14 protein-coding genes are annotated in these 11989 nt (G+C 71.8%); 4 read left to right on the top strand and 10 right to left on the bottom strand.

The features are described from left to right. Window positions 1-135: 135 nt before the first annotated feature. Window positions 136-1143 carry a hypothetical protein gene (locus AB0F11_RS02240; protein ID WP_362167311.1) on the bottom strand — a complete coding sequence of 336 codons (1008 nt, stop codon included), beginning with the start codon at window positions 1141-1143 and terminating at the stop codon, window positions 136-138. Window positions 1144-1235: 92 nt separating this feature from the next. Continuing rightward, the gene (locus AB0F11_RS02245) at window positions 1236-1760 is read right to left on the bottom strand and encodes a hypothetical protein (protein WP_362167312.1); all 525 of its coding nucleotides are present in this window, start codon (window positions 1758-1760) and stop codon (window positions 1236-1238) included. Between the two features lie 719 nt (window positions 1761-2479). Between AB0F11_RS02245 and AB0F11_RS02250 the strand changes: the two genes are divergently transcribed. Together AB0F11_RS02250 and AB0F11_RS02255 are read left to right on the top strand one after the other, a co-directional pair. Then, window positions 2480-3121, top strand: a complete 642-nt coding sequence (locus AB0F11_RS02250) for a class I SAM-dependent methyltransferase (protein WP_362167314.1) — start codon at window positions 2480-2482, stop codon at window positions 3119-3121. Between the two features lie 77 nt (window positions 3122-3198). Next, window positions 3199-3939 carry a metallophosphoesterase gene (locus AB0F11_RS02255; RefSeq protein WP_362167317.1) on the top strand — a complete coding sequence of 247 codons (741 nt, stop codon included), beginning with the start codon at window positions 3199-3201 and terminating at the stop codon, window positions 3937-3939. Here the strand turns inward: AB0F11_RS02255 and AB0F11_RS02260 are convergent. The 6 genes from AB0F11_RS02260 to AB0F11_RS02285 form a co-directional block, all read right to left on the bottom strand. Beyond that, on the bottom strand, window positions 3936-4283 hold the full coding sequence (locus AB0F11_RS02260; protein ID WP_362167319.1) for a VOC family protein: 348 nt from the start codon (window positions 4281-4283) through the stop codon (window positions 3936-3938). The genes AB0F11_RS02255 and AB0F11_RS02260 overlap by 4 nt on opposite strands. A gap of 9 nt (window positions 4284-4292) precedes the next feature. Beyond that, complete coding sequence (locus AB0F11_RS02265; RefSeq protein ID WP_362167322.1) at window positions 4293-4796, bottom strand: DUF5956 family protein; 504 nt, start codon at window positions 4794-4796, stop codon at window positions 4293-4295. 36 nt (window positions 4797-4832) lie between these two features. Next, complete coding sequence (locus AB0F11_RS02270; protein WP_362167324.1) at window positions 4833-5423, bottom strand: HD domain-containing protein; 591 nt, start codon at window positions 5421-5423, stop codon at window positions 4833-4835. Then, window positions 5404-6750 carry a cytosine deaminase gene (gene codA / locus AB0F11_RS02275; protein ID WP_362167327.1) on the bottom strand — a complete coding sequence of 449 codons (1347 nt, stop codon included), beginning with the start codon at window positions 6748-6750 and terminating at the stop codon, window positions 5404-5406. The genes AB0F11_RS02270 and codA overlap by 20 nt, the downstream gene beginning before the upstream one ends. An 82-nt stretch (window positions 6751-6832) precedes the next feature. After that, on the bottom strand, window positions 6833-6997 hold the full coding sequence (locus tag AB0F11_RS02280) for a hypothetical protein (RefSeq protein ID WP_362167330.1): 165 nt from the start codon (window positions 6995-6997) through the stop codon (window positions 6833-6835). Between the two features lie 108 nt (window positions 6998-7105). After that, a complete protein-coding gene (locus AB0F11_RS02285; protein ID WP_362167332.1) occupies window positions 7106-7276 on the bottom strand; it encodes a hypothetical protein in 171 nt (56 codons plus the stop codon). A 101-nt stretch (window positions 7277-7377) separates the two neighbouring features. Between AB0F11_RS02285 and AB0F11_RS02290 the strand changes: the two genes are divergently transcribed. Both AB0F11_RS02290 and AB0F11_RS02295 read left to right on the top strand, forming a co-directional pair. After that, entirely contained in the window at window positions 7378-9171 is a 1794-nt protein-coding gene (locus AB0F11_RS02290; RefSeq protein WP_362167335.1) for a prolyl oligopeptidase family serine peptidase, read from the top strand. A gap of 45 nt (window positions 9172-9216) precedes the next feature. After that, window positions 9217-10035 (top strand): SURF1 family protein, encoded by an 819-nt coding sequence (locus tag AB0F11_RS02295; RefSeq protein ID WP_362167338.1) that lies wholly within the window; start codon window positions 9217-9219, stop codon window positions 10033-10035. Here the strand turns inward: AB0F11_RS02295 and AB0F11_RS02300 are convergent. Together AB0F11_RS02300 and AB0F11_RS02305 are read right to left on the bottom strand one after the other, a co-directional pair. Next, window positions 10001-11125 (bottom strand): hypothetical protein, encoded by a 1125-nt coding sequence (locus AB0F11_RS02300; RefSeq protein ID WP_362167339.1) that lies wholly within the window; start codon window positions 11123-11125, stop codon window positions 10001-10003. The genes AB0F11_RS02295 and AB0F11_RS02300 overlap by 35 nt on opposite strands. Then, window positions 11122-11952: a SigE family RNA polymerase sigma factor gene (locus AB0F11_RS02305; RefSeq protein ID WP_362167341.1), complete on the bottom strand. Its 831-nt coding sequence runs from the start codon at window positions 11950-11952 to the stop codon at window positions 11122-11124. The genes AB0F11_RS02300 and AB0F11_RS02305 overlap by 4 nt, the downstream gene beginning before the upstream one ends. Window positions 11953-11989 lie beyond the last annotated feature (37 nt).

The raw sequence follows: 11989 nt of genomic DNA on the forward strand, positions 1-11989 counted from the left end.
TGGACCGCTTGCCGCCGGACGCCCGCTACGGCGGGGCGGGATTCGTCTGGCACCAGGGACGCCTAAGTCGGCGGGTCAACCATCGATTCTGTAGAGATACAGACCCCAAGACCGAGCCTTCCAGGCGGCCGCATATCAGCCTTTTTTGGTCCTCTCGGATCTTACTTTGCGTAGCCCTGCCCCGGAAATTCGCACTTCCTCAAGCTCTTCATTGGTCTCTGTCTCGCCCCGGAACTCACTGAAGTCGTGCTGTCCGTCAACGTATGCATCCTGAACGAACAACGTTACTCGGCTCCACATTCGGCGCTCTTCCAGAATATCTGCAGGCAATTCCAACCCCAACGCCTTGGCTAGGGGCTTGCGCCCCAAGTTTGCGAGAGCCTGCTGCGTGGCGGACCACTCTGCCGCAGATGTGCATGCCACGTGGTACCACATGCGCGACAAGACGACTAGTCCAGCAAAGGTGATCCACAGGATAGGCTTGTTTTGGGCGCCCGACAGGGCGGCGCCGAGAGCGGCGAGAGAAACCAAAATGTGCCCAAAAAGCAGACAAACGAATAGATCGACTGTACTGCGAGCCACATCGCCTTGGCGTGATACCTCTTTTGGCGCAACTGCCGATATTTCGTACCACAAAGTCTGAGTGTCTAGCTGGTAGCGATTGAATGAGTACTCTTCGAATTGCCGTATGGCGTTCCCGAGCCGAGTGGGGGCAACCTGGTCTTCATCGACAGGGTAAAGGGCTCGCTTCTCTTCGGTGATCCCAAGACGCAGCGCCCTGCTCTTCCCTTCATTTATAGCCTTCTGCAATTTTCCGACTTTCTTATCCAACCTTGCCCTTCTTTTCTTCTGCAGCCAGCGCCCAAAATCGTGCGCCCATTGCGGCCAGAACAGATATCCTTCCAGCATTCGGTAGAGGGGCGTCTGTAGGGCATTCAATAGCAGTCCCGCCATGATGACCGCGCCGATCACGAGCCACACGTCTCCAGCAGAGTCTTCAACTGCCTTTGCGCTGTAGCCTTTGCCTTGCAGGCTCGGCATGACCAGCACGATGAAAAGCGTGACGTTGATGGCAGTCGGTAGGAGCCAGCCGACCAGAAGCGCCCACCCTCCTGCGAGCACACCCTTCGCGATATCGATCATCTGACTTCCCGTTCTTTACATCTCGCATCTGGCGATTTGAGTGCCTTCGGCAACTGAACGAGTCGATGCAGCGCAATGGTGTCGATAGTTCACTAATCGCCTTTAGGGCGAAACTTCGGACCCGGGGGCCGCCATAGAGCGCGAACGCGCTCACGAAATTCTCGCTCCCTCATAGGCTCTTGCAGGTCCTGCGCCAAGCTTTGGATCAGCGATGGGTCGCTCGGAGTTTCTTTAAGGTTGGCGAGCGTGCCGTCCTGGCCGTCTATTCGACTTTTGACCAATCGAGTCAAGTCGGTCAGATCGTCTTGATCGGCCAGTACGCGCGCAGTTCTTTGGGCCACCCCGATAGCTGCAACATATTTTCGGTAGCCGACGCGGGAACGGAGAACCGCCCGAAACTTCTTGTTCTTGCCGATTTTCCGTACATGATCGGCCAGGTCGTATATGGCGCCCACGCTGTCGGGATTTTGCTCGGCTATGGTGAGCGCTTCTTGGGCGGTCGAATTTTCTACCAGATGAGACCGAACCAGCTCGGCCACCTGAGGTGCGGAGAGTGACCGACCGACGACAATCTCCGCGACGGCAAAGGCCTCTGGCTTTGTGAGCGATTTCGCCACGACTCCTCCATACTGACGCGGGCAAAAATTGAGCCCTGGAAGACGGCATCCACAACGAAATCGTGTGGGATTCTTTGGGCTGGCCGCGCGACGCCTGTTTTAACCTGCGGAGTCTCTAAGATCAGCTTGCACCTAATCCTCCAAAACCGCTACTGGAGCGGGCACTTGCCGACGACAGCGGATCGCGGCGGCGTTCTGACTTCAGCAGTAACCGCCCAGATGTTGCTCTATGCCGCGGCGGGCGGGGCCGGGACGATGCAGCTTCGGGCGCAGAACTGGACACGACAGATCCCGTGGAGGCAGGAAAGCCCCACGAGGGGCGATCGGCGAGGAAGGCGTGAGCCGCGACGGAGCTTCCTGGGAGAAGCTGGGGAGAAAATCTCCCCGGGGAGGCTCCCGGGAGGCCTTCCTGGCCAACTCTTACCGACGCTCTGACCTGCGACCATTCCGGTTGCGGCAGGTCGGGGCCGACACCGGACCTCATTCGGGACGAAGAGGTCGTGGGTTCAAATCCCGCCACCCCGACTTGGTAAGACCAGGTCAGAGCCACCTAGTGAGATCACTAGGTGGCTCTTCTGTTTCCTGCTTCACTCACGAGCGGCCACCGCGCGGCCGCTCCCCCGTCCCGAAGATCGCGTCGTGCCCCTGGCTCGACGGCCCCGATCCGGATCACCGGACGGATCTGCGCCCGCCGCGATCGCCGTCGGTAGCCTTTGGGGATGCGTGGTGAGGAGGGGGTCGGCGGGGAGGGCGGTGTGCGGGTCAGAGGGACCGCCGGGTATGCCGAGGCGGCGGATGAGTTGGCCGTTCAGTACGAGGGGGTCGGCTTCGACGAGGTGCACCGGGCTGTGCTTGCGCTGGTTCCCGTCGAGCCCGGGCGCGTCCTCGATGTGGGGGCGGGGACCGGGCGGGACGCCGCTGCGCTGGCGGCGCGGGGTCACCGGGTCGTGGCGGTCGAGCCGACTGCGCAGCTGCGGGCCCATGGGCAGCGCATCCATGCCGGCAGCGGGATCGACTGGGTCGACGGTGCTCTGCCGGACGTGGTGCTGGGCCGGCACACCGGAACGTTCGATGCGGTGTTCGCCACGGCGGTGTGGATGCATCTCGACCCCGAGGAGCGGGGGCGCGCGATGGGCAGGATCGCCGCGCTGCTGAACCCCGGCGCGCGGTTCTTCGTGAATCTGCGGCACGGGCCCGTTCCCGAGGGGCGTGTCATGTTCGACGTGTCTGCTGCCGAGACCGTCGAGCTGGGTGAGGCGTACGGGCTGCGAGCGGTCCACCGCAGTGAGCGGGCCGACCTGCACGGGCGGGGCGGGGTCCGGTGGACTTCCCTGGTGCTGCAGGCGGGTCACGCGTCCTGACGCGCCCGGTCTGGGTAGCGTCGGTGATGCCTGCGCCTGTGCCGAGGCGTGGGGAACTCGCTTGGGAGGGAACCGTTTTGACCGTCATCGCCCACGTCAGTGATCTGCACCTGGACCTCGGGGAGCGTGCCACGGCGCGTGCGCGCAAGGTCATGGACTACCTGCGGGACATACCCGGGCCGGTCGACGCCGTGCTGGTCTCCGGTGACATCGCCGACCACGCCGCGGACGAGGAGTACGCGCAGGCGCGCGAGCTGTTCGACCTGCCCTGGCCGGTCCTCGTCCTGCCCGGCAACCACGACCGGCGAGCCCCCTTCCGTACCGGGCTGCTCGGCGGCAAGCCGGAGGAGGACGAGCTGAACCGGGTCGTCGCCGTGCCCGGTGCGGTCTTCGTGCTGTGCGACTCGACGGTGCCGGGCAGCGACGAGGGCCACCTCGGCGACGCCACGCTGCGCTGGCTCGACGAGACCCTGGCGGGCCTGGCGGGCGACCTGCCCGTCTTCGTCTGCTTCCACCACCCGCCGGTCGACCTGCACACCCCGTACGTGGACCGGGTCCGGCAGTTCGGCGAGGACCGCCTCGCCGCGGTGCTGGGCCGCCACCCGCAGGTCGTGGCCCTGCTGTGCGGGCACGCGCACGTGGCCGCGGCCACCACCTTCGCCGGGCTGCCGCTGCTGGTGGCGCCGGGGGTGGCCTCCACCGTTCCGCTGCCGCTGGAGGGCCGTCCGGCGGTGGACTTCGAGCTGGCGCCGGGGTTGGCGTTCCACGTGCTCGACGATGCGGGGCGGCTGGTCACCCACTACCGGGCGCTGGGCTAGCCAGGCGTGACGAAGCAGAACTCGTTGCCTTCCGGGTCCCGCATGGTCTGGAAGGACCCCTGGTCGTCGGTGACCGGATCACCGACCGGGACGGCGCCCAGGGCGGCCGCCCGCGCGGTGGCGGCCCGGACGTCGTCGACGGCGAGGTCGAGGTGGAGCCGGTTCTTGGCGGTCTTGCCCTCGGGCACCGGCTGGAAGGCGAGCCGGGCGATGCCGGGCAGGTCCACGTGGGACCAGCCGCGGTCCCGGTCGACGGGCTCGCCGCCGGCCAGCCGGGCCCAGAACCGGGCCAGCGACGCGGGGGCGCGGGAGTCGACGACGACTTGGTGCAGGCTCATCCTCATGCCGACACCCTAGGCAGCCAGGGAGGACAGTTCCTCCTGGGCCAGCTGCAGGAAGGCCGGGGTGGGCGACGGCGGGACGCCGCGGGAGCGCGCCGTCGTACGGAGGCGGTCCAGGACCGCATCGACGGACGGGAGGCCTCCCACCGGGCGCAGCAGCCACAGGCGGCCGGGCGGCCGCGGGGGCAGGCCCAGCGCGGCCAGGGCCTCCTCGGCCTCCCGGTCGAGGTCGTGGAGGTCCGGCTCGGGCAGCGGGGCGGCCCGCACGTCCGTGATGTGGCCGTGGCCGTCCAGGACGGTGTCCACCGCCCAGTGGGTGGAGCGGTCCGGGATCCAGGTCCGGGCCGCCGGCGGCCACACGTACGGGAGGAACACCCACTCGGCCCCCTCGGGCGCCGGCTCCCAGCCGAGCACCTCCAGCTCCCGTACCTCCGGCAGCCGGTCCGGCTCCTGCTCGCTGCGTCCGGTGCGGCGCAGCGCGAGCGGGTGGGGGGTGCCGTTCTCGTCCCACGACATGGGCGCAGGCTACCGCCGGCTGCCGTCGACGGCGGGTTACATGCGGTCCAGCGGGTTGCTCCCGGCGCGTCCGGCGCCGCCGCTCGCGACCCAGCCCGCGGCCGCGCACCCCGGCTTGCGCGCCGCCTGCTCCTCGAAGAGGGCGGTGAAGGCCTTGCCGAAGCCGAGCCGCGGGTGCTCCGCGAGCAGCTCCCGTACGAAGCCCCGGTCGAACTCGCCGACCCGCAGCCCGGAGACGTCGGCGCTGGTGCCGACCTGGAGCAGGTGGCTCTCGACGTCCTCGGCGGCGGTGACGTCGTCCCGCATGTGCAGGACGATGATCTCCTCGGCGCGGGCGCGCCGTTCGGCCGGCCAGCCCAGTCCGGCGGTCAGGACGCGCGCGACGTGCCCGCCGGCCTCCTCGAACGGCAGGGTGTGGCTGTCGAACGGCGCGGTCAGCCCGAGGTCGTGGACCAGGGCGCTGACGTAGAAGAGGTCCTCGTCGTAGGCGAGGCCGTGGCGCGCCGCGTACTCGGCGCCGAAGGCGTACGACCGGACGGAGTGGTTCAGCAGCGCGGGGTCCGCGTACTCCGAGGCGATTTCCAGGGCGGCGCGGCCCGATGCGGTGTCATGTGTCCAGGTGTTCATGGGGGTTCAGGGTAGAAGGCCTGCCGAAGTCGGTCTCCGTCGGCGGCTCGCCCGGCCAGGACAGGCGGGTCGGCGCGGGCGGGGTCTCGGCGACGACCGTCCCGCGGGAGACGACGTACCGGGGCCGGACCTGCCGCCGGATCGCCTCGAGCGGCGACGGCGCGGGCAGCAGGACGAAGGAGGCGGGGGCGCCCTCGGTGATGCCGTACTCCGCCTCCGGCAGGCCGAGCACGCGTGCGGCCCGGTCGGTCACCATGGAGAACGCCACCGGGATCTCGTCCGCGCCGGTCAGCTGGGCGGCGTACAGGCCGACGAGGGCGGTCTGCAGCGGGTTGCCGGTGCCGAGCGCGTTCCAGGGGTCCATGACGTCGTCGTGCCCGAAGGCAACGTTCACCCCCGCGGCCAGCATCTCCTTGACCTGGGTGAGTCCGCGCCGCCTGGGGTAGGCGTCGAAGCGGCCCTGGAGGTTGAGGTTGGCGAAGGGGTTCGCGACCAGGTTGATGCCGGAACGCGCCAGCAGCCGCTGGAGTTTGAAGCTGTAGGCGCCGCCGTAGGAGCCCATGGCGGTGGTGTGCGAGGCCGTCGCCCGCTCCCGCAGCCCGGTGCGCAGGGCGTGCGCGGCCAGCACCTCCACGAACCGGGACTGCTCGTCGTCGATCTCGTCGCAGTGGGCGTCCACCCGCAGCCCGTGCTCCTCCGCGACGGCGAAGGCGATGCCGAGGGAGGCGACGCCGTCCTCGCGGGTGTCCTCGAAGTGCGGGATCGCGCCGACGACGTCCGCGCCGCGGGCCACCGCCTCGCGCAGCAGGGCCTCCCCGCCGGGGAAGGAGACGATGCCCTCCTGCGGGAAGGCGACGATCTGGAGGGTCATGAAGCCGCCGACGCGGTCCTGCACTTCGAGCAGCGCGTCGAGCGCGGTGAGTGCCGGGTCGGTGGTGTCGCAGTGGGTCCGTACGTGCAGCACGCCCTGGGCGGCCTGCCAGCGCAGCACCTCGGTGGCGCGGTCGACCACGTCCTCGCGGGTCAGGGTGGGCTTGCGCTCGCTCCAGCAGGCGATGCCCTCCCAGAGGGTGCCGGAGGCGTTCGGGCGGGGCTGTCCGGCGGTGAGGGCGGTGTCGAGGTGGATGTGCGGCTCGACGAACGGCGCGGTCAGCAGTCCGCCGTGCGCCTCGATGCGGACGCCGGTGGCCGGGGGCTCCTTCTGGTCGTCGTACGGGATCACCCGGGCGATCCGGCCGTCCTCGGCGACCTCCACGTCGTACAGGCCGGTGCGCAGCGCGGGGCGGTCGGCCGCCAGCAGGCGGGCACCCCGGACGATCATCCGCATGCGGCCAGCCTAGAGCCGGGGCCCGCGGTTTCCCGGGAATCGCGGGAAACCGCAGGCCCGGGCGGGCCGGGCGGACACCTGCTCAGCCGCGCTTGGCCTGGGCCTTCTGATGCATCCCCCTCGTCTTCGCCGACAGGGACGCCTCGCGCGCCGCGGATTTGGCGCGGGCCTCGGCCGCGGTGTTCTTCGCCCGCTCGCGCTCGCGCTCGGCGGACTGTGCCGTGCCGGCGCGGTCCTTCTTGGCCATGGTCACTCCTCCTCGGGGCACACCGGAGGGCGTACGTCCCTCCACTGTCCCCCGGTTGGGCGGAGGCGGCATCCGCAGGGGCGGGCGGAGGTCACCGGCAGGGCTCCGTCAGCCGCGACCGCCCTTCCTGCGCTGCTCGCGCATCCGGTCCTCCTCCATGGCCAGCCGCTGGGCCTCGCTGACGTCCTCGACCAGCTGGGCCGGCTGCTGCCGCTGCCCTGACCCGGACTGCGACGCTCGGCGGGTGTCCTGCGCCGGTTCCTTGCGCTGCTTCGCCATGATCACTCCTCACGGGAATACGGCTGGGTGGGACTCCGCCCACACTCCTCCCTCTTGCCCGGACCGACCATCCGACAGCGCCAATCGGGTTACATAGAGGTATGACTGAGAACACGGCCATGCCCGACTGGGAGAAGCGCTTCCGGGCGCCGCGCGTCGGGCTGCCCGAATGGGCCGAGGACGCTCCGGACCGCTCCCTGTTCGTGTCGAACGCGACGGGGACGTACGAGCTGTACGCCTGGGACCGCGCCACCGGCACGCAGCGGCAGGCCACCGACCGGCCGAACGGCACCACCGACGGCACGCTCTCCCCCGACGGCGAGTGGATCTGGTGGTTCTCGGACACCGACGGGGACGAGTTCGGCACCTGGGTGCGCCAGCCCTTCGCGGGCGGCCCCGACGAGCCGGCCACGCCCGGCCTGGAGCCCTCGTACCCGGCCGGCCTCGCCCTGGGCCGGGACGGCACGGCGGTCGTGGGCCGGTCCACCGACGAGGAGGGCTCGACGGTCCACGTGGTGCGGCCGGGCGGCGCGGAGCCGGTGGTGATCTACCGGCACCGCGAGTCGGCGGGCGTCGGCGACCTGTCGCGGGACGGGGGGCTGCTGGCGATCGAGCACACCGAGCACGGCGACGCCATGCACGCGTCCCTGCGCGTGGTCACCCTGGACGGCGCCATGGTCGCCGAGCTGGACGACTCCAAGGGCGGCACGCAGGAGCTGGGCCTGGAGGTCCTGGGCTTCGCCCCGGTCGCCGGCGACACGCGGCTGCTCGTCGGCCACCAGCGGCGCGGCCGCTGGGAGCCGATGGTGTGGGACGTGGCCACGGGCGCGCAGGAGGACCTGGCGCTGGACCTGCCGGGCGACGTGAGCGCGCAGTGGTACCCGGACGCCTCCGCGCTGCTGGTCGAGCACAGCTTCGAGGCGCGCAGCGAGCTGTGGCGCTACGACCTGGCCCGCCGGGAGCTGGTGCGCGTGGACACGCCGCCGGGGACGGTCTCGGGGGCGACGGCCCGGCCCGACGGGACGGTCGAGTACCAGTGGTCCTCGGCGGCCGAGCCCTCCTCGATCCGGTCGACGGCGGGCGGGGTCGTGCTGGACCCGCCCGGCTTCCGGCCGCCCGGCTCTGTGGCGGTCCAGGACGTGTGGGTGGAGGGCCCGGGCGGGCGGATCCACGCGCTCGCGCAGCGGCCCGTGGGCCACGGCGAGGGTCCCTTCCCGACGGTCTTCGAGGTGCACGGCGGCCCGACCTGGCACGACAGCGACGCGTTCGCCGCGGGCCCGGCGGCCTGGCTGGACCACGGCTTCGCCGTCGTGCGGGTCAACTACCGAGGCTCGACGGGGTACGGCCGGGAGTGGACCGACGCCCTCAAGCACCGCGTCGGGCTGATCGAGCTGGAGGACATCACGGCGGTCCGGGAGTGGGCGGTGGCCTCGGGGCTGGCCGACCCGGCGCGGCTGGTGCTGTCGGGCGGCTCCTGGGGCGGGTACCTGACGCTGCTGGGGCTGGGCATGCAGCCGCAGGCCTGGGCGGTGGGCCTGGCCGCGGTGCCGGTCGCCGACTACGTGACGGCGTACCACGACGAGATGGAGGCGCTGAAGGCGCTGGACCGCACCCTCTTCGGCGGCTCGCCGGAGGAGGTCCCGGAGCGCTTCGAGGCGTCCTCGCCGCTCACGTACGTGGACGCGGTCACGGCGCCGGTGCACATCGCGGCGGGCGTCAACGACCCGCGCTGTCCGATCCGGCAGATCGAGCACTACGTCGACCGGCTGGCGGCGCGCGGCGCGGTGCACGAGGTGTACCGCTACGACGCCGGGCACGGCTCGCTCGTCGTGGAGGAGCGGATCAAGCAGGTCCGGATGGAGCTGGAGTTCGCGCTGAAGCACCTCCCCCGCTGAGCCCCCGCCACGCTGATCGCGGTGCACCCCCCGTACGGTGGTGGGGTGCACCGGTTTCTCCTGACCCCGCGCTGGTGGGGGATCAACGTCTTCGTCGCGCTCGCCGTTCCCTTCTGCCTGTTCATGGGGACCTGGCAGCTCGGCCGGTTCGAGGACCGCGTCGCCACGCACCGGGAGGCGGCCGAGGGGCGCCCGGCCGACGAGGCCGCCGCGCCGCTGGAGTCGCTGCTCCCGGTCGACAGGCAGACCTCGGGCCGGCTCGCGTCGGTGTCGGGGCAGTACGCCGACCAGCTGCTGGTCCCCGAGCGGCGGCTCGACGGGAAGGACGGCTTCTACGTCCTGACCCTGCTGAAGACCGACTCCGGCAAGGCCGTCCCCGTGGTGCGCGGCTGGCTGCCGGGCGCGCCGGACGCGGGCCGGGCGCCGGCCGCGCCGACCGGGCGGGTCGAGGTCACCGGGGCGCTCCAGGCCTCGGAGACCTCCACCAGCAAGGGCGTGCGCGCGCAGGGCGGTCTGCCGGCCGGGCAGCTCGGGGTGATCGGGGCCGCCTCGCTGGTCAACCTGGTGCCGTACGAGCTGTACGACGCCTGGCTGACGGTGCAGTCCCCGGCGGACGGGATGACGCCGGTGCCCGCGCAGGCGCCGACCAACACCGGGCTGGACCTGAAGGCCTTCCAGAACCTCGGCTACACCGGCGAGTGGTTCGTCTTCGTCGCGTTCGTGCTGTTCATGTGGTTCCGGCTGTACCGCCGCGAGGTGGAGACCCTCCGCGACGCCGAGGCCGGGCTGCTGGCCGGGGCCGACACCGGGGCCGCCCCGCACGCCCCCGTCACGGCTTCGGCGTCGGGGTCTCCAGCGGAATGACGCCCGTCCGGTAGACGGTGCCCCCGCAGGCCGCGGGGATGGTCGCCTGCGTGGTCGGCGCGACGCCGGGCACGGCCGTGTTCGGGGTGTGGGTCACCGCCACACGGGCCGCCGGGTCCGGTGCCGGGCCGTCGGTGCGGGCGGTGGTGCCCGTCGCGGCCGAGGTGTCGGCGGTGCCCGGCTCGTCCTTCGGGGCGCCGCCCGCGGGGGTCTTGGCGGCCGGGTCGGGCGTGGCCGCCGGGCAGGACTGGTCCGAGGGCACCCAGGCGAAGCGGACCTCGTACGCCGTGTACGGCTGGAGCAGCATCACCGAGGCCTCCGCCGACGGGTCGGGCAGCAGCCCCGCCGCCGGGTCCCCCGCGGTGTGGCCGACCACGGTGACGCCCGAGGTCTTGCCGGGCGCGGAGGCCGTCACGGAGGACGCGGTGACGGTGTCCGGGCCGACGACGGCGCAGCCGCGGGCCGAGACGTTGGTGACCTTGAAGCTGCCGTAGACCTTGCCGTCGGGCTCGGGGGCGCGGGCGCTGCCCTGGACGCCGAGCTGCTCGGCCCCGCAGGCCGGGACGCCGGATACGGCGACCGGCGGCATGGGACCGGCGCCGAGGCCGGTGCCGGGTCCGGCGGAGGCTCCGGAGGTCGCCTCCCCGGTGGCGTGGCCGCCGTCGGGGGAGCCGCCGGCCGCGGAGTCCGGGGGGGTGCCGGTGCCGCCGGGGCCGATGCCGCGGCCGGGTGCCTGGGGCGGGTGGGGCCCGTCGCCGGGGCCGCCGGCGTGGTGGGCGGGGCTGTCGCCGGTCTCCGCGGCGGCGGAGTCCTCGCCGTGGCCGGCCATGGCGGAGTGCTCCCCGACGCTGCCCTCGCCGCCGGTGGTGCGCAGGTGCAGGGCGGTCGGGACGGCGGTGCCGGCGAGCAGGACCGCCGCGGCCGCACCGACCAGTGCCCGCCGCCTGCGGGTCCGGCGGGCGGGGACGGCGGCCTGCAGCCGCTCCAGGGCGCCGTCGGAGGGCTCCAGGCCGGCGACCGCGCCGTGGAAGAGGTTCCGCAGCTCCTGCTCCCCGGCGGTGCCGCCCGGCGCGGTGTGGTCGTCCATCATGACTGCGCAGCCTCCATCGCCACCCGCAGCGCGGCAATGCCCCGCGATCCGTACGCCTTGACCGAGCCGAGGGAGACGCCGAGGGTCTCGGCGACCTGGGCCTCGGTCATGTCCGCGAAGTACCGCAGCACCAGCACCTCGCGCTGCCGCCGCTGGAGCCCCCGCATGGCCTTGATGAGGTCGTCCCGTTCCAGCTGGTCGTACGCGCCCTCCTCGGCGCTGGCCATGTCCGGCATCGGCTTCGACAGCAGCTTGAGGCCGAGGATGCGGCGGCGCAGCGCGGAGCGCGAGAGGTTGACGACGGTCTGGCGCAGGTACGCCAGCGTCTTGTCGCGGTCGCGGACCCGGTTGCGGGCCGAGTGGACGCGGATGAACGCCTCCTGGACGACGTCCTCGCAGGAGGCGGTGTCGTCGAGGAGCAGTGCGGCGAGGCCCAGCAGGGAGCGGTAGTGGGCCCGGTAGGTCTCGGTGAGGTGGTCGACGGTCGTGCCGGCCACGACCTCGCGCGCCCCTTCGGCGCCGTCGACGGCAGCGGCATCGGATCCCGCGGCGGTGGCGTCGGCGCCGGCGGCAGTGGTTCCGGTGGTGGTGCCCGCCTCCTCCCCGCCGGCTGCGGAGGGCTCGCCGCTCCCGGAGGCCTCGGCGCTACCGCGCGGCGCGGGCACGCGGCCGCCCGGGGTCGGCAGGGCGGTCAGGGCGGCCGACGGCACGGCCGGCGGAACCGGGACGATCACCGGGAAGCCGCCGGGCGTGCGGGGTAGCCGGCGCGGGGCAGCGATCGTGCTGCGCACCGGAGCGCCGGCGTATTCGAGAAGTGCCTCTGCCACGCCAGTTGGACACGCGTCCCCCCGCCAGGGTTGTACG

This window comes from Streptomyces sp. NPDC032472 (genome assembly GCF_040636955.1).
Taxonomy (GTDB): Bacteria; Actinomycetota; Actinomycetes; order Streptomycetales; family Streptomycetaceae; genus Streptomyces.

Coding starts and splice junctions, on each gene's coding strand:
- AB0F11_RS02240 (WP_362167311.1), bottom strand. CDS start 1,143: ATGATCGATATCGCGAAGGGTGTGCTCGCAGGAGGGTGGGCGCTTCTG.
- AB0F11_RS02250 (WP_362167314.1), top strand. CDS start 2,480: ATGCGTGGTGAGGAGGGGGTCGGCGGGGAGGGCGGTGTGCGGGTCAGA.
- AB0F11_RS02260 (WP_362167319.1), bottom strand. CDS start 4,283: ATGAGGATGAGCCTGCACCAAGTCGTCGTCGACTCCCGCGCCCCCGCG.
- AB0F11_RS02265 (WP_362167322.1), bottom strand. CDS start 4,796: ATGTCGTGGGACGAGAACGGCACCCCCCACCCGCTCGCGCTGCGCCGC.
- AB0F11_RS02270 (WP_362167324.1), bottom strand. CDS start 5,423: ATGAACACCTGGACACATGACACCGCATCGGGCCGCGCCGCCCTGGAA.
- codA (WP_362167327.1), bottom strand. CDS start 6,750: ATGCGGATGATCGTCCGGGGTGCCCGCCTGCTGGCGGCCGACCGCCCC.
- AB0F11_RS02280 (WP_362167330.1), bottom strand. CDS start 6,997: ATGGCCAAGAAGGACCGCGCCGGCACGGCACAGTCCGCCGAGCGCGAG.
- AB0F11_RS02285 (WP_362167332.1), bottom strand. CDS start 7,276: ATGGCGAAGCAGCGCAAGGAACCGGCGCAGGACACCCGCCGAGCGTCG.
- AB0F11_RS02290 (WP_362167335.1), top strand. CDS start 7,378: ATGACTGAGAACACGGCCATGCCCGACTGGGAGAAGCGCTTCCGGGCG.
- AB0F11_RS02300 (WP_362167339.1), bottom strand. CDS start 11,125: ATGATGGACGACCACACCGCGCCGGGCGGCACCGCCGGGGAGCAGGAG.